General features: G+C 59.6%; 24 protein-coding genes. 11 read left to right on the top strand and 13 right to left on the bottom strand.

Features of this window, described 5'->3' with window-relative positions; all coding sequences use genetic code 11:
• The first annotated feature begins 10 nt into the window (after positions 1-10).
• From nuoN to HB376_RS30280, 8 genes are all read left to right on the top strand, one after another.
• Positions 11-1489 (top strand): NADH-quinone oxidoreductase subunit NuoN, encoded by a 1479-nt coding sequence (gene nuoN / locus HB376_RS30315; RefSeq protein WP_213767368.1) that lies wholly within the window; start codon positions 11-13, stop codon positions 1487-1489.
• Positions 1489-1785 carry a DUF2818 family protein gene (locus tag HB376_RS30310; protein WP_213767367.1) on the top strand — a complete coding sequence of 99 codons (297 nt, stop codon included), beginning with the start codon at positions 1489-1491 and terminating at the stop codon, positions 1783-1785. Before nuoN ends, HB376_RS30310 begins: the two co-directional genes overlap by 1 nt.
• A 71-nt stretch (positions 1786-1856) precedes the next feature.
• Positions 1857-2459: an NUDIX hydrolase gene (locus tag HB376_RS30305; RefSeq protein ID WP_213767366.1), complete on the top strand. Its 603-nt coding sequence runs from the start codon at positions 1857-1859 to the stop codon at positions 2457-2459.
• 226 nt (positions 2460-2685) lie between these two features.
• Positions 2686-3180, top strand: a complete 495-nt coding sequence (locus HB376_RS30300) for a DUF1178 family protein (RefSeq protein ID WP_213767365.1) — start codon at positions 2686-2688, stop codon at positions 3178-3180.
• Between the two features lie 67 nt (positions 3181-3247).
• Entirely contained in the window at positions 3248-4444 is a 1197-nt protein-coding gene (locus HB376_RS30295) for an acyl-CoA dehydrogenase family protein (protein WP_213767364.1), read from the top strand.
• Positions 4445-4454: 10 nt separating this feature from the next.
• A complete protein-coding gene (locus HB376_RS30290) occupies positions 4455-5576 on the top strand; it encodes an acyl-CoA dehydrogenase (protein ID WP_213767363.1) in 1122 nt (373 codons plus the stop codon).
• A 31-nt stretch (positions 5577-5607) separates the two neighbouring features.
• Positions 5608-6066, top strand: a complete 459-nt coding sequence (locus tag HB376_RS30285) for a MaoC family dehydratase (protein WP_213767362.1) — start codon at positions 5608-5610, stop codon at positions 6064-6066.
• Positions 6063-6515 (top strand): MaoC family dehydratase, encoded by a 453-nt coding sequence (locus tag HB376_RS30280; protein WP_213767361.1) that lies wholly within the window; start codon positions 6063-6065, stop codon positions 6513-6515. Before HB376_RS30285 ends, HB376_RS30280 begins: the two co-directional genes overlap by 4 nt.
• Positions 6516-6573: 58 nt before the next feature.
• On the opposite strand, the gene HB376_RS30275 is transcribed toward HB376_RS30280, so the two are convergent.
• The 6 genes from HB376_RS30275 to HB376_RS30250 all read right to left on the bottom strand — a co-directional run bounded on the left by HB376_RS30275 (position 6574) and on the right by HB376_RS30250 (position 12868).
• A complete protein-coding gene (locus HB376_RS30275; RefSeq protein WP_213767360.1) occupies positions 6574-7266 on the bottom strand; it encodes a glutathione binding-like protein in 693 nt (230 codons plus the stop codon).
• Between the two features lie 116 nt (positions 7267-7382).
• Entirely contained in the window at positions 7383-8597 is a 1215-nt protein-coding gene (locus tag HB376_RS30270; RefSeq protein ID WP_213767359.1) for an acyl-CoA dehydrogenase family protein, read from the bottom strand.
• A gap of 19 nt (positions 8598-8616) precedes the next feature.
• On the bottom strand, positions 8617-9726 hold the full coding sequence (locus HB376_RS30265; RefSeq protein WP_213767358.1) for a phosphotransferase: 1110 nt from the start codon (positions 9724-9726) through the stop codon (positions 8617-8619).
• Between the two features lie 90 nt (positions 9727-9816).
• Complete coding sequence (locus HB376_RS30260) at positions 9817-10545, bottom strand: histidine phosphatase family protein (RefSeq protein ID WP_213767357.1); 729 nt, start codon at positions 10543-10545, stop codon at positions 9817-9819.
• Positions 10542-11330 carry an enoyl-CoA hydratase gene (locus HB376_RS30255; RefSeq protein ID WP_213767356.1) on the bottom strand — a complete coding sequence of 263 codons (789 nt, stop codon included), beginning with the start codon at positions 11328-11330 and terminating at the stop codon, positions 10542-10544. Before HB376_RS30255 ends, HB376_RS30260 begins: the two co-directional genes overlap by 4 nt.
• Positions 11327-12868 carry a 3-hydroxyacyl-CoA dehydrogenase gene (locus HB376_RS30250; RefSeq protein WP_213767355.1) on the bottom strand — a complete coding sequence of 514 codons (1542 nt, stop codon included), beginning with the start codon at positions 12866-12868 and terminating at the stop codon, positions 11327-11329. The genes HB376_RS30255 and HB376_RS30250 overlap by 4 nt, the downstream gene beginning before the upstream one ends.
• A gap of 115 nt (positions 12869-12983) precedes the next feature.
• Between HB376_RS30250 and HB376_RS30245 the strand changes: the two genes are divergently transcribed.
• Positions 12984-13649 (top strand): glutathione S-transferase, encoded by a 666-nt coding sequence (locus HB376_RS30245; protein WP_213767354.1) that lies wholly within the window; start codon positions 12984-12986, stop codon positions 13647-13649.
• On the opposite strand, the gene HB376_RS30240 is transcribed toward HB376_RS30245, so the two are convergent.
• Together HB376_RS30240 and HB376_RS30235 are read right to left on the bottom strand one after the other, a co-directional pair.
• Entirely contained in the window at positions 13646-14827 is a 1182-nt protein-coding gene (locus tag HB376_RS30240) for a pyridoxal phosphate-dependent aminotransferase (protein WP_213767353.1), read from the bottom strand. The genes HB376_RS30245 and HB376_RS30240 overlap by 4 nt on opposite strands.
• Before the next feature lie 42 nt (positions 14828-14869).
• The gene (locus tag HB376_RS30235; RefSeq protein ID WP_213767352.1) at positions 14870-15373 is read right to left on the bottom strand and encodes a putative toxin-antitoxin system toxin component, PIN family; all 504 of its coding nucleotides are present in this window, start codon (positions 15371-15373) and stop codon (positions 14870-14872) included.
• A 55-nt stretch (positions 15374-15428) separates the two neighbouring features.
• On the opposite strand from HB376_RS30235, the gene yaaA reads away from it, so the two are divergent.
• Positions 15429-16208, top strand: coding sequence for a peroxide stress protein YaaA (gene yaaA / locus HB376_RS30230; protein WP_213767351.1), 780 nt, complete (start codon positions 15429-15431; stop codon positions 16206-16208).
• 54 nt (positions 16209-16262) lie between these two features.
• Entirely contained in the window at positions 16263-17423 is a 1161-nt protein-coding gene (locus HB376_RS30225) for a M14-type cytosolic carboxypeptidase (RefSeq protein ID WP_213767350.1), read from the top strand.
• 213 nt (positions 17424-17636) lie between these two features.
• Here HB376_RS30225 and HB376_RS30220 read toward each other — a convergent pair whose 3' ends face one another.
• From HB376_RS30220 to HB376_RS30200, 5 genes are all read right to left on the bottom strand, one after another.
• Positions 17637-18236 carry a hypothetical protein gene (locus HB376_RS30220; protein WP_213767349.1) on the bottom strand — a complete coding sequence of 200 codons (600 nt, stop codon included), beginning with the start codon at positions 18234-18236 and terminating at the stop codon, positions 17637-17639.
• A 162-nt stretch (positions 18237-18398) separates the two neighbouring features.
• Positions 18399-19073, bottom strand: a complete 675-nt coding sequence (locus tag HB376_RS30215; RefSeq protein ID WP_213767348.1) for a hypothetical protein — start codon at positions 19071-19073, stop codon at positions 18399-18401.
• Between the two features lie 117 nt (positions 19074-19190).
• Positions 19191-20009 carry a response regulator transcription factor gene (locus HB376_RS30210; protein ID WP_213767347.1) on the bottom strand — a complete coding sequence of 273 codons (819 nt, stop codon included), beginning with the start codon at positions 20007-20009 and terminating at the stop codon, positions 19191-19193.
• 882 nt (positions 20010-20891) lie between these two features.
• Positions 20892-22106 (bottom strand): DUF2863 family protein, encoded by a 1215-nt coding sequence (locus tag HB376_RS30205; protein ID WP_213767346.1) that lies wholly within the window; start codon positions 22104-22106, stop codon positions 20892-20894.
• 62 nt (positions 22107-22168) lie between these two features.
• The coding region (locus HB376_RS30200; protein WP_213767345.1) for a hypothetical protein at positions 22169-22479 on the bottom strand (311 nt) is incomplete at its 5' end.

Genomic DNA, 22479 nt, shown 5'->3' with positions numbered 1-22479 from the left:
ATAATAGATCATGCAAAACGCCCCCATGAGTGCCCTGTTACCCGATGGACTGTTGATGTTGATGGTCGTCGTGGCCTGGTTGAACGACACCATCTTCGGCGTGAAGAGCCGTCACACGACCTACCTGATTTCAGTTGTGTCGGCCATTGTGGTCGGTGTGTGGTTCGCCTTCCAGGCGCTCGATCCCACGCCGCATTACTACTTCACGCGCATGTACGTGGTCGATCCGTTTGCGAGCGCGATGAAAGCGGTCGTGACGCTCGGCTTCGCGGTATCGATCATCTATTCACGCAAGTATCTTGAAGATCGCGACCTGTTCCGCGGCGACTTCTTCCTGCTTGGCTTGTTCTCGCTGCTCGGCCAGTGCGTGATGATTTCCGGCAACAACTTCCTGACGCTGTATCTCGGCCTGGAACTGATGTCGTTGTCGTTGTACGCAGTGATCGCGTTGCGCAAGGACTCGCCGCAAGCCAACGAATCCGCGATGAAGTACTACGTACTTGGCGCGCTCGCTTCGGGTTTCCTGCTCTACGGCATCTCGATGCTGTACGGCGCGACCGGCTCGCTCGAACTGAACGAAGTCGCGAAGGCGATCGCAACTGGCCGCATCAACGACGCAGTCCTGTTGTTCGGCGTGATCTTCGTGGTGGCAGGCGTGGCGTTCAAGATGGGCGCGGTGCCGTTCCATATGTGGGTGCCTGACGTGTACCAAGGCGCACCGACCGCAATGACGCTGCTCACCGGCGGCGGCCCGAAGGCCGCGGCGTTTGCGTGGGGTCTGCGTTTCCTCGTGATGGCGCTGCTGCCACTGGCGGTGGACTGGCAAGAGATGCTGGTGATCCTGGCCGCGTTGTCGCTGATCGTGGGTAACGTGACGGGTATCGTGCAGAAGAACATCAAGCGGATGCTGGCGTACTCGGCTATCTCGAACATGGGCTTCGTGCTGCTCGGCATGCTGGCAGGCGTGGTCGACGGCAAGGCTGACGGCGCCGCGAACGCATACAGCTCGGCCATGTTCTACAGCATCATCTATTTGCTGACCACGCTCGGCACCTTCGGTATCGTCATGTTGTTGGCACGCAAGGACTTCGAAGCCGAAACGCTCGACGACTTCAAGGGCCTGAACCAGCGTAGCCCGGTGTTCGCATTCGTGATGATGATCATGATGTTCTCGCTCGCCGGCATTCCGCCGATGGTCGGCTTCTACGCGAAGCTCGCCGTGCTCGAGGCCACCATGAACGCCGGCCTGACGTGGCTCGCGGTGCTGGCTGTGATGTCGTCGCTCGTGGGTGCGTTCTACTACCTGCGTATCGTCAAGTTGATGTACTTCGATGCACCGACCGATACATCGCCGATCATCGCGGACAACCTGAAGCGCGCGCTGCTCGCGTTCAATGGCCTGGCTGTGCTGGTGCTTGGCATTGTCCCCGGACCGCTGATGAACGCCTGCCTGGCCGCGATCACGCATACCTTGCCGTTCCAGTTGTAATGTCGGCAGCGGGCTGGTTTATCGTGTTGTTGGCGCTGGTCGGCGCTAACCTCCCGTTCGCGAATCAGCGCCTTTTTTCTGTCGTCTCGCTCAAGACGACGAAGAAAAACGGCTGGATTCGCATCGCGGAATTGATCGTGCTTTATTTTGTCGTGGGCGCGCTCGGCTTTATGCTTGAAGCGCGTGCGGGCAACCGGTTCGAGCAGGGCTGGCAGTTTTACGCCGTGACCTTCAGCCTGTTCCTGGTGCTCGCGTTCCCCGGCTTCACGTTCCAGTATCTCGTCAAGCGCCGCTGACGGCGACGGCCGTCGTGGCTTGATCCTCGTGTTTAACTCTAAAGTTGAGCGCGTCTCTTTCAAGGTGCACGATGGCTGACCAATCTCTCGATTTCCCCGACTCCGACGATGGCTTGCTCGAGAAGACGGTCGAGAGCACGTTGCTGCATAAGGGCAAGTTCCTCACGCTCAAGATCGATACGGTCGAACTGCCCGACGGCAAGCACGCCACGCGCGAGTTCGTCGAACATCCGGGCGCCGTGATGATCCTGCCGCTGTTCGATGACGGCCGCGTGCTGCTTGAACGACAGTATCGATATCCGATCGCCAAGGTCCTGCTCGAATATCCCGCCGGCAAGATCGACCCGAACGAAAGCGAACTGGCGTGTGCAAAACGCGAGCTTCTTGAAGAAACCGGATATACAGCACGCGAGTGGTTTCTGCTGACGCGGATTCATCCGGTCATTTCCTACTCCACTGAATTCATCGACCTTTATTTGGCCCGTGGCTTGACCGCAGGCGAAAGCAAGCTCGACGAGGGTGAGTTCCTGGAGACGTTTATCGCGGACCGGTCGCAGATTTTCGAGTGGATCAAAAGTGGTCATATCAGCGACGTCAAGACGATCATCGGCAGCTTCTGGCTGGAAAAGGTGATGTCGGGTGAGTGGGCGTTGGGCGATCCGGTCAGCGACTGAGCTGCGACTGAAATGCCCGACGCACCCCAAAAAAGCGGCCGTGAAGGCCGCTTTTTATTTGTCTGCTCAATCAGGACTGCGCGTCGTTCGGCACGCGTTCCGGCGCCGGGCTAAAATCGAACGTGTGTTCCACCCATCTATCAAATGGTCGCGATGTGATTTTTTGCGAACGGTCGTTCACAAAACGCGTTTTTGCGATTAAACTTTCTAACAAGCCCCGATCAGCATGAAGGTTCTCGACTTGAAGTGCTCGCACGACCATCGTTTCGAAGGCTGGTTTGCTTCGACCGATGAGTTCGAATCCCAGTTGTCGCGCAAGCTCGTGGCTTGCCCGGTGTGCTCGACAACGGAGGTGAGCCGCATGCCGTCGGCGCCGCGCCTGAATTTGTCGGCGAGCCGCTCTTCGAGCAGTTCCGATCAGGGCGAAAAAGAAGCCGCCGGATCGAACGGGTCGAACGTCATGCAAGCGGCCAGACCGCCGCAAGACGCCGACCAGGCGCTTCAGGCGCGTGCGCTGCAGTTCATGCGGGAAATTCTCGCGAAGACGGAGAACGTGGGCGACCGTTTTGCTGAAGAGGCGCGGCGCATGCATTACGACGAAGCGCCGGCGCGCAATATTCGCGGCGTCGCAACGCCTGAAGATGCGCACGCATTGATGGAAGAAGGCATCGACGTGATGCCGTTGTCCGTGCCGGCCGCACTGAAAGAGCCGCTGCAATAAGCTGAACAGGTTCAGCTAAGGCGCGTCTCCTCATGGCCGACCCGGGTCATGACAGGAGACACAGCGCATGGACCTGAATTATTCCCCCGCCGACGACGCATTTCGCGCCGACATCCGCGCCTGGCTCGACGCCAACCTGCCGCAAGCTCTGCGGACCAAGGTACTCGATCACAAACGTCTGAATCGCGACGACTTCGCGAGCTGGCACAAGCTGCTCGGCACGCGTGGCTGGTCGGTTGTCGCGTGGCCGAAGGAGTACGGCGGCCCGGGTTGGGACGCGACGCAGCGCCACATCTGGGACGAAGAATGCGCTCGCATTGGTGCGCCCGGCGTGTTGCCGTTCGGGGTATCGATGGTCGCGCCCGTCCTGATGAAATATGGCAGCGACGCGCAAAAAGCCCACTATCTCCCGCGCATTCTCGATGGCACCGACTGGTGGTGCCAGGGTTATTCGGAACCCGGATCGGGGTCTGATCTGGCGTCGCTGAGAACGCGCGCTGAACGCCAGGGCGATCACTACGTGGTCAACGGCCAGAAAACCTGGACCACGCTCGGCCAGTTCGCCGACATGATGTTCTGCCTCGTGCGCACCGACACCGGCGCGAAGAAACAGGAAGGCATCTCGTTTCTTCTCATCGATATGAAGACGCCGGGCATCACCGTGCGCCCAATCATCACGCTCGACGAAGATCACGAGGTCAACGAAGTGTTCCTCGAAGACGTTAAGGTGCCGCTTGAGAATCTGGTCGGCGAAGAAAATCGCGGCTGGACCTATGCGAAGTATTTGCTCGGGCATGAACGCACGGGCATTGCGCGCGTGGGGCAATCGAAGCGAGAACTGGTGTTCCTGAAACGGCTCGCCGCCAATCAAAAGAAGGGCGGCCTTTCGTTACTCAGCGACCCGGTGTTTTCATCAAAAATTGCCGCGCTGGAGATCGAGATGATGGCGCTCGAGGTCACCGTACAACGCGTCGTGGCGAGCGAAGCGAACGGGCGCGGGCCGGGGCCGGAGGCATCGATGCTCAAGATCAAGGGTACCGAAGTCCAGCAGGCGCTGACCGAACTCATGGTCGAAGCCATCGGCCCGCAGGCTGCCGCGTTCGATCCCGCGTATCTGGAAGGCGAACGTGAACACAGCCTGGCCGGTGACGACGACGCCGCGCCGCTTGCCGCGTATTACTTCAACTTCCGCAAGACGTCGATCTACGGCGGCTCGAACGAAATTCAAAAAAACATCATCGCGCAGATGATTCTGGGCTTGTGAGGAGCTGCACATGGACTTCAATTTCACCGATGAGCAGCAACAGTTCAGGGACGCATTGCGCCGGTATCTCGACAACGAGTACACGTTCGATGCACGGCAGAAGATCGTGGCGTCCAAGGAGGGTGTCGATGCAAAACATTGGGCGGCATTTACCGAACTAGGCTTGACGGCCTTGCCGGCGCCTGAAGCGCAAGGCGGTTTCGATGGCGGCCCGGCCGACATGCTGGTCGTGATGCAGGAACTTGGACGTGCGCTTGTCGTGGAGCCGTATTGGGCGACGGCGGTGGGCATCGAAGCACTGCGACTGGTGGGCGATGACCACGCGAACGCATTGCTGGAACGCGCTGCCAGCGGCGAGATCAAGCTCGCGGTGGCGTTTCACGAACCGCATGCCCGCTACGACCTATTCTCGGTCGATACCACCGCGCAAGAGAAAGGCGATGGTTTCGTGCTGAGTGGCCAGAAGTCGTTGGTCCTTCACGGCGCACAGGCGGACTACTGGATCGTGCCGGCAAGGCTCGCTGGCGAAATCGCGTTGTTTGCAGTTGCGCGTGACGCGGCGAATGTGGAAGTCACCGAGTATCGGACGATCGACGGGCAGCGCGCCGCAACGCTCACGTTCACGGGCACGCCTGCCGATCGTCTCGGCAAGGCCAGCACGGGCGCAGCCACGCTTGAGCGCATCGCCGATTACGCTACGTTCCTGCTGTGCGCCGAAGCCGTCGGCGTACTCGATGCACTGAATCACGCGACGGTCGAGTACACGAAGGAGCGTAAGCAATTTGGCACGCCCATCGCGCGTTTCCAGGCGTTGCAGCATCGCATGGTCGAGATGCTGATTCACGCCGAGCAGGCGCGTTCGATCACCTATCTTGCCGCCGCGCGATACACGAGCGAGGACGCCGATGAACGCCGCCGCGCAATTTCTGCAGCCAAGGCACGCGTCGGTCAGGCAGCGCGCTTTGTCGGTCAGCAGGCGGTGCAGCTGCATGGTGGGATGGGCGTGACGAACGAAGTCGCGGCAGCGCATTGGTTCAAGCGCTTGTCGATCATCGAGACAACGTTAGGCGATGTCGATCATCATCTGGCACGGTTTGCGTCGTTGCCTGGATTCGCCGACACTGACGTTTAAATAATCGATGCATTGAAAAAGGAGAGCGGGCATGACGTTCAGCTATGAGGATTTCGAGGTTGGAGCGGTGGCTCAATTGAGCGGCCATACGTTTCTGAAAGAAGAGATTATCGAATTTGCCGGGCGCTATGATCCGCAGCCTTTTCATTTGAGCGAGGCGGGTGGCGAGGCATCGCCGTTTGGCGGATTAGTCGCGAGCGGCTGGAATACATGTTCGGCAATGATGGGCATTCTGGTGCGTGACATGCTCGCCGATTCCACATCGATGGGTTCGCCCGGACTCGATAACATCCGCTGGCTCAAGCCGGTTCGCGTGAATGACACCGTGAGGTTGACCGTGCGAGTGTTGAGCAAGCGCGTATCGGCCAGCAAGCCGGATCGTGGAATTGTCGGCACGCGTTGGGAGGCTTATAACCAGCATGACGAGTTGGTATTGACCGTGGATTCAGCGGCCATCTTCGGGCTTCGTCATCCGGGAAACTCGCAATGAAGTTGTCGAGCGCAGCCGAGGTTAAAGCCGCGGAGGGTGGCGAAGAGTATGTGAGCGAGTGGCTGGAAATTGACCAGTCACGCGTGAACCGATTCGCCGATGCCACCGACGATCATCAGTGGATCCACGTCGACGTAGAGAGAGCGAAAAAAGAATCGCCGTTTGGCGGGCCGATTGCGCATGGATTTTTAACCTTGGCATTGGTCCCGATGTGGCTGGATCAGTGCGTGCCGCTGCAGCAGAAAATGGGCGTGAACTACGGCATGAACAAGGTGCGGTTCATGTCGCCGGTGCGGGTCGGGACGAAGCTCCGGGCGAGGTTCGTAGCGGAAACGGTGACTGACGTGGAAGAGGGTGGGGTGCAGGTGATCTGGCGCGTGACCGTGCAGAAAGAAGGCGGTGAGAAACCAGTATGCGTCGCTGAGTTCATCACCCGGCATTACTTCTGAAAGGCAGGGCTCGTCATCGCGCAGGTTCCCCTAGCGAGGAATCTGCGCTGCGTTACGCTTAACGCCTCGCGTATTGCTGCGCCCCAAACAGCACTTCGCGTTGTTTATCGCCGGTCAAATCCTTGCGAGCAGAAGCAAGCACCTCGACGCCGCGAATAACCGCCGGCCGCGCAGCAATCTCGTCAAACCAACGCTTCACGTTCGGAAATTCGTCCAGCTCGATACCCTGGTTTTTCCAGGATCGTGTCCACGGAAACGTTGCGATATCAGCGATCGAATAGTCATTTCCGGCGAGATACCGCGTCACGCCCAATTGCTTGTCCATCACGCCATATAAGCGCTTGGCTTCGTTCGAATATCGATTGACCGCGTACTCGATCTTCTCCGGCGCGTAGATCCGGAAATGATGCGCCTGGCCAAGCATGGGTCCAATGCCGCCCATCTGGAACATCAACCACTGCATGGTCGTGTATCGGCCCACTGGATCGAGAGGCAAGAACTTCCCCGTTTTCTCAGCGAGATAAAACAGGATCGCACCGGATTCAAAAAGCGCGAGCGGCTTGCCTTCGGGGCCATCGCTATCGACAATCGCGGGGATCTTGTTGTTCGGGCTGATCGCCAGGAACTCGGGCGTGAATTGATCGCCCGCGCCGATATCGATGGGAATGGCTTTGTACTCGAGTCCGAGTTCTTCGAGCATGATATGAATCTTGTGGCCGTTCGGCGTGGCCCAACTATAGACGTCGATCATTTTCGTTCCTGGTGCTCAACACGGGGAAAGCGGCGACTCCGCCCAATCAGGAATCGTCGCCCAAAAACGCTGTCAAAAATTAGACCATAGTTCGCAGAAAGACGCTGAACATTGCTTCACGCGTACCGTGAAAGCTCCAGTTTGGCGATCGCGTTCCGATGCACTTCATCGGGCCCATCGGCAAGCCGCAATGTCCGTGCATGCGCATAGGCATAGGCCAGCGGAAAGTCATCGGACACACCGGCCGCGCCGTGCGCCTGAATGGCCCAATCGATGATCTGGCACGCGATATTCGGCGCTACCACTTTGATCATCGCGATCTCGCCGCGTGCGCCCTTATTGCCTACCGTGTCCATCATGTAAGCCGCTTTCAGGGTGAGCAGACGCGCCTGTTCGATCATGATGCGCGCCTCGGCAATACGCTCCTGCGTCACACCGTGCGCGGCGATCGGTTTGCCGAAAGCCACCCGTTGCAGCGTGCGTTTCGACATCAATTCGAGCGCGCGTTCAGCCAGCCCGATCAGGCGCATGCAGTGATGAATGCGGCCCGGTCCCAGGCGTCCCTGCGCGATTTCAAAGCCGCATCCTTCTCCAAGTAACATATTCGATACCGGCACGCGTACATCCTCGAGCGTGATATCCATGTGGCCGTGCGGCGCGTCGTCGTAGCCGAACACCGAGAGCGGCCGATGCACGGTGATGCCGGTCGCATCGGCGGGAACGAGGATCATCGATTGTTGCTGATGTTTCGGCGCGTCGGGATCGGTCTTGCCCATCACGATATACACCTTGCAGCGCGGATCGCCCGCACCCGACGACCACCACTTGTGGCCGTTGATCACGTAGCTGTCGCCGTCGCGCAGGATGCTGCACTGAATATTCGTCGCATCCGACGAAGCCACGTCCGGCTCAGTCATCAGGAACGCGGAACGGATCTCGCCCTGCAGCAACGGTTCGAGCCATTGCAGCTTTTGTTGCTCGCTGCCATATCGTTCGATGGTCTCCATGTTGCCCGTGTCCGGCGCGCCGCAATTGAAGACTTCCGGCGCCCATGGCACGCGGCCCATGATCTCGCAGAGCGGCGCGTATTCCAGATTGCTCAATCCGGCGCCACGTTCGGACGCGGGCAGGAACAGGTTCCAGAGGCCGGCATCGCGGGCTTGTTCCTTCAGCTTTTCGATCAGATCAGTCGGAACCCACGCGTTGCCGTTGGCACGATTGGCGGCGACTTCACTGTTGAATGCGCGTTCGTTCGGGTAGATGTGTTCATCGAAGAAATGGCTTAGCTTCTGGCGCAGTTCCTGCACTTTCGGCGTGTAATCGAAATTCATATGCTATCCTCATTAATCTCTATTCACCGACCTTCTGCGCATACGACCACGCGAGTTCGGCCATGGGTTTCGCGCGCTTTCCGGCATCAACAGCCTGTGCGCTTGCCGCCGTGCCTTCGCTTACCCGCTTCATGATTCCCTGCAGGATCGCGGCAATGCGGAACATGTTGTACGCGAGGTAGAAATTCCAGTCGCCCTGAATCGTCAAGCCCGTGCGTGCAAGGTATGTCGCGACGTATTCGTCCTCATCGGGAATGCCAAGCGCTGCCCAATCAAGGCCACCGATGCCGCGAAATTGCGTCGGATCGACGTGCCACGCCATGCAGTGGTAAGCGAAATCGGCGAGCGGATCGCCGAGCGTGGACAGTTCCCAGTCGAGCACGGCAAGCACGCGCGGTTCCGTCGGATGGAAGATCAGGTTGTCGAGCCGGAAGTCGCCATGAACGATCGACACGCGTTCCGCCGGCGCGCCTTCTGCGCTGCGTGGAATATGTTTGGGCAGCCATTCGATCAACTTGGTCATTGCGTCGATAGGCTCAGTCTCCGACGCAACGTATTGCTTGCTCCAGCGACCGATCTGACGCTCGAAATAATTGCCGGGCTTGCCGTAAGTCTCAAGCCCGACTTGCGTGATATCCACCGAATGGAGCGCCGCGATTACGCGATTCATCTCGTTGTAGATCGCGCCGCGTTCGGACGGCGTCATGCCCGGCAGCGCCTGATCCCACAACACCCGGCCTTCGATGAACTCCATCACATAGAACGCTCGCCCGATCACGCTTTCGTCCTCGCATAGCGCGAACATTTTGGCGACGGGAACGTCGGTGCCGGCGAGGGCGTCCATCACGCGATATTCACGCTCGATTGCATGCGCCGATGGCAATAACTTCGCCGCCGGCCCGGGCTTCGATCGCATCACATAACTGCGCGCGGGCGTGATGAGCTTGAACGTGGGATTCGATTGGCCGCCGGCAAACTGCTCGACGGTGAGTGGTCCGGCAAAGCCTTCAACATGCGTTTCCAGCCACGCGGATAATGCCGGAACATCGAATTGTTGCCGCTCGTTGACCGGGCGTGTTCCCTCGAACGCGGAAAAATCCTGCGGCGCGGGGGTATCGTTTGCAGCCATCGTTGTCTCCTCCGGTCTCGCGTTTGTTGAGGCATCACGCGGCGTCGTGCCGTTCACAGCGCTGTTTTTCGCGTGCAGGCCGCGTGCCCGCTATGACTTCATCAGCGATTTAAAACGAACAAACTGCGCGTACAGCAGTTCCATGGTCGTGTTCCGCACCCCGACGTGAAGCGGCGAGGGCGGTGAATGGTTCAGCGCGCGGATCACCCAGTCGCCGGGTTTATCGCCGACATCGAGTGCATTGATGCAGCCCGTGGTCTGCGAGAGATGGCCGAAAAACGTGCGGCCTCCACTGGTGATTGCGTGCGACAACAGCGCACGATTGACGCCGCCGTGCAGCACGAGCAATACCGTGTCCCACGATGCATCGTCGCACAGGTTTTGCAGCGGCGGCAGCACCCGATCCAGCAACTCGCCGATAGTCTCGCCGCCCAAAAACGACGTGGCTTCCGGCACGATGCCATCGAAAACGCTGAGAAAAGCGCGCTCAAAATCTTTGGGAGGAAGGTCTCCCAGCCGGCCGCCGCGAATTTCCTGCCACTCCGGCCAGATGTCGATGTCGATCTGCTGACCGGTTTCGGCCAGCACGCGCTGCGCCGTCTCGATCGTGCGTGGCAAGCCGCTGGCGATGACTTTATCGAAGCGAATCTGCTGCGCCTTGAACTCGCGTCCAGCCGCGCTCGCTTCCTCGCGGCCACGTTCGTTCAGCGGTACGCCTTCCGGGTCGATGGCGCGGCCGCTGGCATCGAAGTAAGTCACGTCGCCGTGGCGCATCAGGAAGATGCGGCGGCGTTTGGGCAATTCGTACGCGGTCGTCATTTGTAGTGCGGTGGCCGTTTTTCGAGGAATGCGTTGATGCCTTCGAGCGCGTTGCCGTTATGCAGGGCATCGACGAAACCATCGCGTTCGTCATCCAGATGCTCCGCCAACGACTGCGTTTCGGCCGCTGCGATCAGCGTCTTGATCCGCGCGAGTGCTTTCGGCGCCATGCGGCCCAGTTCATCCGCCCACGCGACGGCGGTATCGAGCGCTGCGCCCGGTTTCGTCACGCGGTTCACGACACCCACGTCATGCAGCCGCGTCGCGCCAATCGGTTTTGCTTCAAGCAGGATTTCGGTGGCGAGCGCACGCGGCAAAGCGCGCGTGAGGAACCACGAGCCGCCGCCGTCAGGCGTGAGGCCCACGCGGGAATATGACATCACGAACTTGGCGTCGTCAGCCGCGACCAGCAGATCGCACGCGAGCGCCAGCGAGAAACCCGCCCCCGCTGCCGCGCCTTCTACAGCCGCGATTACCGGTTTCGTCGATGACCGCAATGCCACGATCCACTCGCCGAGCATGTCGATACTCGCGGCTTGCACCGAGGGATCCTTCGCGCGGTTTTCAAGCAAGCGGTTCAGGTTGCCGCCGGCGCAAAAGAAGTTATCGGCGCCGGTCAGCACGATTGCGCGCACGGATGTATCCCGTTCAGCCGTGTTCATCGCTTCGATGCCGGCCGTGTACATGTCCGGGTGCAGCGCATTGCGTGCGCCCGGATTGGACAGCTTGAGAACGAGCGTGGTGTCGCTTTCGGCGGGGCGGACGGAGAGCAGTTCGGCGCTCATGCTGCGGCCTCATCGAAGGTGAGCGACAAGCCGAGCTGCGCACGTCGCGTGAGCCACGGCGACGGGCGATAACGCGGGTCGCCGAGCACAGCCTGCATGTTGCGCAGGATCGTGAGAATCGTGCTCGCGCCGAGCGCATCGCCAAGCGCAAGCGGACCGCGCGGATAACCTAAGCCAAGCGTGACGGCCAGATCGATATCCGCAGGCGATGCAATGCGTTGCTGCGCGATATCGCACCCAATGTTGACGATGGTCGCCACCACGCGCTGCGCGACAAACCCGGTCGAATCGCGGATCACCGTGACGGGCACGCCATCGAAAGCGAAGAGCGCGTGCGCGGCGTCGCGAAACTCGGCGGTCGTGGCAGGCGTGGTCATGATGGTGCGGCGGGCGGCATCGGCGAGCGGGAACAAGGTGTCGATAGCGACCGTGCGCGTTGCGTCCAGTTTCTCCGCGACAGAAGCAGTGGTGGCATCGTGGCCGAGCGGCGTGACAATGATCAGCGAATCGGGCGCCGGAGTGCCGCCGGTATCGATAGTGACAGCCGTTTCCATTTTCGCGATCAGTCGGAACACTTCTTCGCGCGCATGGGCAGATGCCCGGCTCACCCACACGCGACGCGGCAGCGCGGTAGGAGCGGGCGTTTCCTCGGGAATTTGCTGCTTGCCGTCCACGTACTTATAAAAACCTTCACCCACCTTGCGTCCGATCAACCCGCCGGCGAGCCGCGTGCCGGTAATAGGCGACGGCGTGAAGCGCGGTTCCTCATAGAACTGGTGATAGATCGACTCCATCACCGGATGCGACACGTCGAGCGCCGTCAGGTCCAGCAACTCGAACGGCCCGAGCCGGAAGCCGGCTTGTTCGCGCATGATCCGGTCGATATCGACGAAACTCGCGACGCCTTCGCTCGCAATCCGTAGCCCCTCGGTATTCATGCCGCGCCCGGCGTGATTCACGATAAAACCAGGCATGTCCTTCGCGCGCACGGCTGTGTGGCCCATCTGGCGGCCGAGCGCCATCAGCGCGTCGCCGGCAGCGGGGTCGCCACGCAAGCCGTCGATCACCTCGACCACTTTCATTAGCGGAACGGGGTTGAAGAAGTGCAAGCCGACTACGCGCTCCGGTTTGGCACAGCCCGCGGCAATGGCAGTAATGGACAACGACGATGTATTCGACGCCAGAATGCAATTTTCGCCGACCACGCCTTCCAACTCGCGGAACAACTCCCGCTTGACGTCCAGCTTTTCGACGATTGCTTCAACCACCACATCGCAATCGGCCAGCTCGCCGATCGCACCGGCCGCATGAATGCGCGTCAACGCGGCATGCGCATCGGCTTCGTTCAGCTTGCCTTTTGCGGCGAGTTTGTTCAGGGTATCGGCGAGATACTCGCGTGCAGCCGTGACGGCTTGCTGGTTGGTGTCGTACAGACGCACGTTCAGGCCGCCCAGCGCTGCGATCTGCGCGATGCCGCGTCCCATCGCGCCGCTGCCGACAATACCCACGGTCCGAATCTCTGTGTCGCGAAAACTCATGGCGTGTCTCACTCCTTATTTGCTAGATTAGCACGGTCGTACTTGTTATAAGGTGGCCCCGAAGGCCGCCGATTGCCCGTATTGCTTAAAACGAAAGATGTCCAGGAGACTCAAGATGCTCAAGCTGTATGGTTTTCCGCTATCCAATTACGTGAACAAGGTGAAGTTCGTGCTGCTCGAACACGGCATTCCGTTCGAGGAGGTGCGTGCGAATTTCGGCCAGGACGAAGCAACGCTTGCGCGCTCGCCGCTCGGCAAGGTTCCTTATGTGGAGACCGAGGCCGGGGCGTTGTGCGAGTCGCAGGTCATTGTTGAATATCTGGCGAGCGCTTATCCGGAGAAACCCATTTTTTCCGCCGACCCGTTCACGGCCGCCAAGGAGCGCGAGATGATCGTGTTCATCGAAACACACCTGGAACTGGTTGCCCGAGAGCTCTACAAGCAGGCATTTTTCGGTGGCACCGTGACCGATTACACCAAGGTGCGCGCGGAAAAACGGCTCAGGCATGGTATTGCCGGATTCAAGCGAATTGCGAGGTTCGAACCGTACGCGCTCGGCACGACCTTCAGTATCGCCGATGTAAGCGCATTCGTGAATTTGCCGCTGATCGGGCTGACGACGAAAGCCATCTACGGAGCGGATTTCCTGCTGGAAGCGGGGATCGACTGGAAGACGCACAACAAGTTGGTGGGCGAGCGGCCGGCCGCACAGAAAGTCACGGCGGACCGGCTCGCCTTCATGGACGCGCAGAAAAAGACGCTGCCGAAGATTGAGTCTTAAAGATTGGCGAGACGCTCAAGCGCGGTGCGCAGCGTCTCTTCCTTTTTCGCGAAGCAAAAACGCACGACGCCCGATTCGTGGCTCTCGTGATAAAACGCCGACACCGGAATGGCCGCGACGCCAATCTCGCTCGTGAGCCATTGCGAGAACTCGGCTTCTGGCAGGTCGCTGATGGCCGAATAGTCCACGCACTGGAAGTACGTGCCGTCGCAAGGCAGCAGCTTGAAGCGCGAGTTGGCGAGGCCGTCGCGGAAAAAGTCGCGTTTTTGCTGATAAAAAGCGGGCAATTCCAGGTACGGTGCGGGGTCTTTCAGGTATTCCGCAATGCCGACTTGCATCGGCGTATTCACGGTGAAGACGTTGAACTGGTGGACCTTGCGGAATTCCGCGGTCAGCGCGGCGGGCGCGGCGACATAACCCACCTTCCAGCCCGTTACGTGAAAGGTCTTGCCGAAACTCGATACCACGAAACTGCGCGCGGCCAGGTCCGGATAGCGCGACACACTTTCGTGCGGGGCGCCGTCGAAGACCATGTGTTCGTAGACTTCGTCGGAGAGAATCAGCACGTCGGTGCCGCGCAGGATCTCGTCAAGCTTCTGTAAGTCCTCTGCGCGCCAGACGCGACCCGTCGGGTTGTGCGGCGAGTTGATGATCAGCAGGCGCGTTTTCGGCGTGATCGCGGCGGCAAGCTTGTCGAAGGGCACCGCGTAATCGGGTGCTTCCAACGATACAAACACCGGTTTGCCACCCGCCAGCTCGATAGCCGGCACGTAGCAGTCGTACATCGGCTCGATCACGACGACTTCGTCGCCCGGATGCACGCAGCACAGAATGGCGGTCAGGATGGCCTGGGTCGCGCCGGCCGTGACCGTGATCTCGCGCTCGACGTCATAGTGATGGCCATACAAGCGCTCGATCTTCTCGCCGATCGCGTGGCGCAGCGGCGCGGCGCCGGCCATCGGCGGATACTGGTTATGGCCGTCGCGCATGGCGTTCGACACGGCGTCCACAATGCGCGGATCGCAGGCGAAATCGGGAAAGCCCTGACCTAGATTGACTGCGCCTTTTTGCGTTGCGAGCGCGCTCATGACCGTGAAGATGGTCGTGCCGACGTTCGGCAAGCGCGAAGTAATGGCGGGAACAGCGGGCGAATACGGCAGTTCGTGCGAGGCGTTCATGGTGTGGGCGATCGGCGGCGCTAAAGGAAAATGTGTCCTATTTTAAACATCGATCGCGTTTGTTTCTTCACAAGCTTCAATCTGCGCCTGAATGTGTACTTCAAAGCTGGCCACGAACGGCGCCGGCTGGGCGATTCGAAACCCGAAGTCACGTACCGTGCGTTTCGCGAGTTTAAGCAACGCGCGATCCTTCGATACCAGCCAGTCCGCCTTGCTCGCATGCGCCAGTTCAAGAAACTTCTGGTCGTCACGATCACGGCATTTCGGCAGCGGCGGCGCGTCGGCGGGCGGTGGTTCGGGGGCAACGAGTTGCGAAAGCCGCGCGACCGTTGCGAGCGCTTCGTCCTTATTCACGGCGAAGCGCACGAATTGCGGATAGTCCAGTACATACGTCAGTTCTTTGAGGCAGCGCGAATCGATCAACGCTTCCAGCGTACCGGTTTCAAGCGCGGCGCGGATTGGACGCGTGATAGGGTCATCGAACACCAGGATGTCGATCCAGACATTCGAATCCAGCACGGCACGTAGCACGGGGGATTTTTTCATTCGATACAATCAAAGGTTTCCGTCTTCATCGTTGGCAGCATGCCGGCGAGCCCCTATGATAATCGTTCTATCGCCGGCCAAATCGCTCGACTACGAGACCCCGCCTCACGTTACCAAGCACACGTTGCCTGAATTCGCCGCCGATTCCGCTGAACTGATCGACGCCTTGCGCAAGCTCTCGCCACAGGAAATCGGTAGTCTCATGCATATATCCGATCCGCTCGCGCGACTCAATTTCCAGCGCTACGCGGACTGGTCAGCGACCTTCGGCACGCATAATTCGAAGCAGGCCATGCTGGCGTTCAACGGTGACGTCTACGAGGGTTTTGACGCAAAGTCGCTGCACGCAGCGGATCTCGACTACGCTCAAACTCATGTGCGTGTGCTGTCCGGGTTGTATGGGCTGCTGCGGCCGCTGGATCTGTTGCAACCGTATCGGCTGGAAATGGGCACCAGGTTCGCCAACGCTCGCGGCAAGGATTTGTATGCGTTTTGGGGCAACCGCATCACGGCGGCCCTGAACGCACAGATGAAAAAGCAGAAGGGCGCACGCGTGCTGGTGAACTGCGCCTCCAACGAGTATTTCAAGTCGGTGCAGCCGAAGCGACTCGACGCACCGGTGATATCGCCGGTCTTCCAGGACTGGAAGAATGGCCAGTACAAGATCATCAGTTTTCACGCTAAACGCGCACGCGGCCTGATGGCGCGATTTGCGGTGCAGCATCGAATTGACGAGCCGGAAGGACTGAAGGCTTTCGAGAGCGAAGGGTATGCCTTCGATAAAAAGGCATCGACCGAAACGAGTTATGTGTATCGCCGGCGGCTGGGTCTTTGAGCGCAGCGATTGCGCACTGGATTCCGCCTGATTCCGCACTATTAAGGAAGCGTCATGAGCATTTCAATCACGAGTCAATTCGATGCAGGCGCGATCGACGTTGTGTCGGCCGAGGACCCCGCGGCCATTCGCCTGCGTGTGCGTCCGGACAGCCACGCGGACTTCGCGCAGTGGTTCTACTTCCGGGTTTCGGGCGTGCGCGACGAACCGCTCACGATGACCTTCGAGAACGCCGCTGACTGTGCGTTCGCCGATGGCTGGCGCGACTATCGGGCGGTGGCGAGCTACGACCGGATCAACTGGTTCCGCGTACCCACACGTTACGACGGCCGTGTATTGACCATCGAGCACACACCCGATTTCGACGCCGTCTATTACGCCTATTTCGAGCCGTATAGCGAAGAGCGCCACGCGGGTTTCCTCGGCGCCGTTCAGCAGATGCCGCACGCGACGCTGACGGAAATTGGCCAGACGGTGCAGGGCCGGCCGATGTCGCTGGTGTCGCTGGGGTTGACCGAAGCGACCGAGCGCCCGGTGAAGCCGAAGAAGAACGTGTGGATCATCGCGCGTCAGCATCCCGGCGAGACCATGGCCGAGTGGTTCGTGGAAGGGCTGATCAAACGGCTGGCGGGCTGGGGCGACTGGGCGGGCGACCCGGTCGCGCGATTGATCTTTGATCACGCCGTGTTCCATATCGTGCCGAACATGAATCCCGATGGCAGCGCGCTCGGCAATCTGCGCACCAACGCCGCGGGTGCCAACCTGAATCGCGAATGGATGGAACCCGACGCTGCGCGCAGCCCTGAAGTGCTGGCCGTTCGTAACGCCATTCACGCGCTGGGCTGCGATCTTTTCTTCGATATCCACGGCGACGAAGCGCTGCCTTACGTGTTCGTGGCCGGTTCGGAGATGCTGCCTGGCTTCACCGAAAAACAAGCGAAGGAACAGAAGGCTTTCATCGAATGCTTCAAGCAGGCGAGCCCGGATTTTCAGGACGTGTACGGCTATGAAGCGAGCAAGTACCAGACGGACGCGTTGAAGCTGGCGTCTAAATATGTGGGCAATGAGTTCGGATGTTTGTCGCTGACGCTTGAGATGCCATTCAAGGACAACGCGAATCTGCCGGACGAGCGGGTGGGCTGGAACGGCGAGCGTAGCGCTGCGCTGGGGGCGTCGATGCTTCAGGCTATCCTGCGGCATCTGCAGGCGTTCTGAGGCTAGCTAACGGAGTGAAGTGAGCGCCGGTGAATGCACGCGATAGGTGTGCGTTCCGAAGGAGCTGCATCAAAAGGGTGTGATCGCTGGACGGCGATCACGCCCTTTTGCCTTGGCGTCTGAGCTTGAGATAGTGACTCAGTAGACGGTGACGCAGAGGCCTATGATTCAGAGGTCTACGCCGCAGTAGGCATTGACTCGGAGTACTGCAGCTCAGTGCTTCTTTTTGCTCGCCGATTTTTTCGTCGGCTTGCCGCCTGCCGATTTCGAGCTCGTCTTGCCTTTGCCCTTGACCGCGCCATGGTGGCCTCTTGCACCGTGGCTCGAGCGGGGTTCGGCGCGCGGCCTGGCTGACGGAACGGGATCATTCCAGCCGAAAGCCAGCATCTGGCTGCCTACGTAGCCGCAGCGGAACTTCAGCGTGGAAGGGCTGGAGTCGCCGTCCTTGGTGACGCCAAGGCCCTCGACCGTCACGACGTTGTCCACCTTGATGCGTTGCTTGTGGTCATCGAATGCGTCGTTCCAAGGGGTGATGCTGCCATGAGCCGAGTCGAAGGAACTGGCCGGAAACTCCACGTGATCGAACGCCGTCGACGTACTCGCCACGAAACTTCCGTGTGCGGCGCAGTCAGCCACCAAGGGATTGGCGTTGAAGTCGGTGACGAAGTGGTTGACGAGCTCGTTGCGTTCGTCGAGCGTATCGGCGAACGCGGTGGCGCTGCATGCGGCCGACGCGAGTGTCGCCATTGATGCAATTGCCACCAGCCGGCCGACCAGCCGGAGCAGTCGACGCGGTACTTGAATACTATCCATCAGGTTCTGCACTAAAGAGACAACAGGCACGTAAGATGCCCGACAGTGAGCGGGAGTTCCATCTTATATTAAATTCTTTCACGAACAGCCAACGATGTCCGGCCTCGACACAGTTCTGTCGTGGACTTTGATGCGGGATAAGGTTTGGAATTGGTGCGGCGTTCAGACGCGCGGCCCACGATCCAGCCGATAACGCCGGACGTCGAACGTAGTGATCCAGGTAGGCCGGTAGACGGTAATCAGGATGGTGAACACGCCAGTGAACAAGGCCTCGCCGGCTACGAGCAGGGAGGCAGCGAGCGTAAATCCAGCAGGGATAATAAGCTCGCCGTTGGCAAGCACGATTTCCAGAAGCAGGCCAGCCGAGCATGCTACGGCGACGGCACATGCCGATGTCAGGAAACCGTGGCCGACGATGAAGACGAAGAGGCTGCGCGGGATCCACGCCTGGATGGCCTTCTGTAGCAGCGACGATACGGCAACAGGCAATGCCCCGAACAATATGAAGGTCACAGGAACGCCGGGCCATGAGGCATCCAGCACAACGGCCGCCAGACCGCTTGTCACGGCCATCCCGACCAGTGCGAGTTGCCAGTCGAACAGCGTGACCATCAGCGTGGCGCCAAGCAGATGAATGGCGGGACCATCTTCGAACCATGTATTGCACGCCCACAGCACCGTCACCGCGACGACAATGCCGAACCAGACGTGCTGAAGCGTCCCATCTTGCAACCGTCGAAACGGGTTCTTCCAGATCGCAAGCGCGAGCACACCCACAGTGACAATCCAGCCACCTATTGCGAGCCAAAGCGGAAGAGGTGTGTAGAAGAAACCCATAAATCTTATATTACTCGTTTGCGCCCGAAAACGTGCGCATTGACTGTGCCAGCGGGGATTTTCCAACACGCAACGCGTCAATTCACGCGTTGCGTCCCGACTATGAAATGACCGTGTTCAATCGCCGAATCGGGGTCGCGGTTGGGCGGCCATTGGCAGCAGGTGTTCGTCTATTTCCGGCCGCGGCGCATACGTCAGCAAAGCGGCTGCGCGCAGTGGTACCGGTCCGGCGTCGCCGAGCGCGGGCCGTGGCGACGCGTCAGCCTCGCGCTTCAGGACTTCAAGATAGCCATTCTGCCAGCCGTTATAAATAGCAACGGCGGCGGCGCGATTCGGTGCACCGAGTTGTTGGAAAATGCTGCCCAAGTGGATTTTTACCGTGCCCTCGCTGATTCCAAGTGTCTTCGCAATGATCTTGTTAGTGCTGCCCATATGCACGCACCGCATGATTTGCTGCTGGCGCAGCGACAATGTGTTGAACCGTTTTGCGCCCTTTCGTAACTCTTTCGGCGTGGTATCACGACGCGGCAGGAAAACGGGCTCGAGCGTCGGATCAAGCGCGCACGCAGGAACGTAATGGCCGCCCAGCAGAACCATTTCAAGCGCACGAACAATCAATGTGGGGTCGAGATCGCGTGGCACGACGCCGAGCACGCCGGCGCTAAGAAGCATGCGGACCTTCGCGGTTGATGCTTCGTCCACGATGATTGCCGCGGGGATCCTGGGGAAGGCGTTCAGCAGCGTGCGCAGATCTGCCATGCGCATGGCGTCGTGCCAGTCGATCACGATCATGTCAGGGTCGAGCCGCAGGACCGCGCTTGCCGCTTGCCGCCAGTCTTTCGCCTCGTTGAAACGCGCGCGCCGGTCGATATGCCTTAAAAGCGCCTTCAAACCTTCGCGACGCTCGGCTTCGGAGTTGACTATGGTGAATTTCATGCGTGCCTCGTTGTTATATGGGTTCGGCGCGATGCCCGCTTCCGGGCGGGCGATATGCGGCTGAACCGATAATGACCAATCGCGGCCGAAATTGCGCCCTGACCGAATGGCATAGGCATTACGCACAAAATCCCGGGCTGTGTTTCGCCTGGCGGTTGATTTGGCGAATTAATTTCACTTCAGGGCAGTTTTGCTAGGAGAAGTCTCGAATGCCCTCGGTTGAAGTTGGGATGATTCTCAAGTGAAAGTGTGAATACGAGACGTAATGAGACTTATCTGAAGCGCGCTTCCGTGCTGCGGCATCGCACCTGCACGGGGGTAATTTGGGTTGTTCTTGCTTGAATCCACTAGCGGCGTTGTTTTGATCTGACAACGCGGCAAGTGGCTTGAGCTTTTCACTGCTCCGCGTATCGATTTCGTCCGATAAGTCGGTAGCGCCGCCGGAGTGGTAGATGGGGCTCGGGGGATGAAAACACGAGAAAGACGCTGCTACCCGGGGTTGCATCGCATAGACGATAGGGCGGATCAGCTGTCCTAGCCCCTTCCTGGTGATAGCGAGCTCGACGCTTGGGACTGCTTCGGGAAATGGGTTTTATTTCGAGGGAGTTGGAGCGTACCTGTTTGTTCGCGCGACGCGGGTTCCGCAGACGTCCCATGTAATTGGTAGCCGGGAGTGCGACGTGCAAAAAAAACCGTCCCAATGGTCGCTTGGAACGGTTTTTTGTATCGGATCAGGAAGTTAAGATTAGACCCATCAGGATTTGCGCTGCATCTTATTCCGCAAGTCCGGATACGCTAATCTCCCGATCGCTTGCGGTGATACGAACCAGCGCAGGGCGGCAACGTTCGGCGCACGAGTCGCAACGCCTTCAACCGCTTAACTCAGTGAAAATGCGGCTGGGCTGGCTCAGCGTCTTCCGGCATTTCCGCATGGACGATCTCCCCGAGCGGATCCGCATACAGTGGCACGCCGCAATCATCGCAATATTCCGGCTCGAAACGGCCGGTGTGACGACGCACATCGGTTACGCCCGAGCGCTTCAACAACGCAACGATCTCTTCCACCGGACCGTCCGCGCCTTCCAGCTCGGCCGCTTCTTCCGCCGCGCCAATTTCGCCGTTTTCCCGTCCGTAAAGCGGCCAGACGACGCCGTAGATCACGTCGTTGCTGCCGCGGCGGGTAAAGCCGATCCGATATTCGTCCACGCGTTGCTCGCCGAACCCTGCAATCACGGCGCGTAATTCGTCAGGCGTCGTGCCGAGCGTGTCGAACAGGTAGCGAACGGCGGTGCGGACCGAGTGCGGCCGAACTTGTTCGTCGGCGTCACGACATGCCGAGTAGTAGGCGTCGGGCAACAGGCATTCGAATTCGCAGCCTGGCAGGATGGCGGCAAAAGTGGCGCCGCCCTGGGCCGCCCAGTGTTCAAGGCACTGACCGCGTTCGATCCGGGTGCCGGCCGTTTCTTCTTGCCACCGAAACAGCGCTTCGCCTGCGGGCACGATGGCCATCGCAAGCAAAAAGCGCGGATCGGCGAGGATCGGTGAGGTTTCAGGCAGGTCAGCGAGATTGAGGCGGGCTGGCGCGTTGCCGAGTACGGTTTGTATGAGTTGCTGCGCCACGCGCGCAGTCTCCACATGGTGGCGCGGCAACTGGTCGATGCTATAGAGATACGGCGCAACCGACACCTTGGCGCCTTCCGCGAGCACGTGGGCTTGCAGCTGAGCACGCAAGGCGTCGACCACGTCGGCCTTGAGCGGTCCGGATGGAATTGAGTAGCGAGTCCATGCCAGCACGGGTGCCGCGATCAGCAATGCTTCGTGCGGCACGCCGTCGATCTCGATCGCGAACGACTCGCTTTGTGTTTCCGCCATATCGGCGAGCGCGCCGTAGGCGTCCGGGAACTTGAGTTGAAGATGGTCGAGGGCGGCATCGAGCGCAGTCTGATTGCCGTTGCGCACAATTTTCCCGAGAAGGGCGTCGAGACGCGCTTCCCAGAACCGGTCTTCTATACGGCTGCCCGATGCGAAGAGCGAGAGCGAAAGACCGACGAGCTTGTCGGCATCCGGGGGAAGTCGTTTGGCGATTCGCGAGCGCATAGGAGGCAGTTATCAGGTGCAGAGAACCTTAGATTGTAGTCGCTATGCGTCCGGTTGGACCATTAGCGCACCACCTCTCCGCGATACCGGGTTCGCGCCTTCCTTTTGCGCCCTTTATTACGGTGAAGAAAAGCACCGCTGAAAATCTTTTCACGAACCTCTTGCGCGAGTGAGAAACGGGCACTAGAATTCCGTTCCTTCGCTTCACGAAGAGGCGAAGGGAAGTGAGAAAGTGCAGGGCGCGTGTCGCTATTGAGGATGCCGCAGAGCCAAGCAGGACGGGCTTCGCAGCGAATCAGAAAGTCGGGGTTGAGTAAAAAACCTGTTGACGGAAAGCGAAACGCAGGACATAATCTCGTTTCTGTGCTGCACG

It is taken from the genome of Caballeronia sp. dw_19 (assembly GCF_018449515.1).
Lineage (GTDB): Bacteria > Pseudomonadota > Gammaproteobacteria > Burkholderiales > Burkholderiaceae > Caballeronia.
This window is presented reverse-complemented; position numbering and strand designations above follow the sequence as displayed.

Coding starts and splice junctions, on each gene's coding strand:
- nuoN (WP_213767368.1), top strand. CDS start 11: ATGCAAAACGCCCCCATGAGTGCCCTGTTACCCGATGGACTGTTGATG.
- HB376_RS30310 (WP_213767367.1), top strand. CDS start 1,489: ATGTCGGCAGCGGGCTGGTTTATCGTGTTGTTGGCGCTGGTCGGCGCT.
- HB376_RS30305 (WP_213767366.1), top strand. CDS start 1,857: ATGGCTGACCAATCTCTCGATTTCCCCGACTCCGACGATGGCTTGCTC.
- HB376_RS30300 (WP_213767365.1), top strand. CDS start 2,686: ATGAAGGTTCTCGACTTGAAGTGCTCGCACGACCATCGTTTCGAAGGC.
- HB376_RS30295 (WP_213767364.1), top strand. CDS start 3,248: ATGGACCTGAATTATTCCCCCGCCGACGACGCATTTCGCGCCGACATC.
- HB376_RS30290 (WP_213767363.1), top strand. CDS start 4,455: ATGGACTTCAATTTCACCGATGAGCAGCAACAGTTCAGGGACGCATTG.
- HB376_RS30285 (WP_213767362.1), top strand. CDS start 5,608: ATGACGTTCAGCTATGAGGATTTCGAGGTTGGAGCGGTGGCTCAATTG.
- HB376_RS30280 (WP_213767361.1), top strand. CDS start 6,063: ATGAAGTTGTCGAGCGCAGCCGAGGTTAAAGCCGCGGAGGGTGGCGAA.
- HB376_RS30275 (WP_213767360.1), bottom strand. CDS start 7,266: ATGATCGACGTCTATAGTTGGGCCACGCCGAACGGCCACAAGATTCAT.
- HB376_RS30270 (WP_213767359.1), bottom strand. CDS start 8,597: ATGAATTTCGATTACACGCCGAAAGTGCAGGAACTGCGCCAGAAGCTA.
- HB376_RS30265 (WP_213767358.1), bottom strand. CDS start 9,726: ATGGCTGCAAACGATACCCCCGCGCCGCAGGATTTTTCCGCGTTCGAG.
- HB376_RS30260 (WP_213767357.1), bottom strand. CDS start 10,545: ATGACGACCGCGTACGAATTGCCCAAACGCCGCCGCATCTTCCTGATG.
- HB376_RS30255 (WP_213767356.1), bottom strand. CDS start 11,330: ATGAGCGCCGAACTGCTCTCCGTCCGCCCCGCCGAAAGCGACACCACG.
- HB376_RS30250 (WP_213767355.1), bottom strand. CDS start 12,868: ATGAGTTTTCGCGACACAGAGATTCGGACCGTGGGTATTGTCGGCAGC.
- HB376_RS30245 (WP_213767354.1), top strand. CDS start 12,984: ATGCTCAAGCTGTATGGTTTTCCGCTATCCAATTACGTGAACAAGGTG.
- HB376_RS30240 (WP_213767353.1), bottom strand. CDS start 14,827: ATGAACGCCTCGCACGAACTGCCGTATTCGCCCGCTGTTCCCGCCATT.
- HB376_RS30235 (WP_213767352.1), bottom strand. CDS start 15,373: ATGAAAAAATCCCCCGTGCTACGTGCCGTGCTGGATTCGAATGTCTGG.
- yaaA (WP_213767351.1), top strand. CDS start 15,429: ATGATAATCGTTCTATCGCCGGCCAAATCGCTCGACTACGAGACCCCG.
- HB376_RS30225 (WP_213767350.1), top strand. CDS start 16,263: ATGAGCATTTCAATCACGAGTCAATTCGATGCAGGCGCGATCGACGTT.
- HB376_RS30220 (WP_213767349.1), bottom strand. CDS start 18,236: ATGGATAGTATTCAAGTACCGCGTCGACTGCTCCGGCTGGTCGGCCGG.
- HB376_RS30215 (WP_213767348.1), bottom strand. CDS start 19,073: ATGGGTTTCTTCTACACACCTCTTCCGCTTTGGCTCGCAATAGGTGGC.
- HB376_RS30210 (WP_213767347.1), bottom strand. CDS start 20,009: ATGAAATTCACCATAGTCAACTCCGAAGCCGAGCGTCGCGAAGGTTTG.
- HB376_RS30205 (WP_213767346.1), bottom strand. CDS start 22,106: ATGCGCTCGCGAATCGCCAAACGACTTCCCCCGGATGCCGACAAGCTC.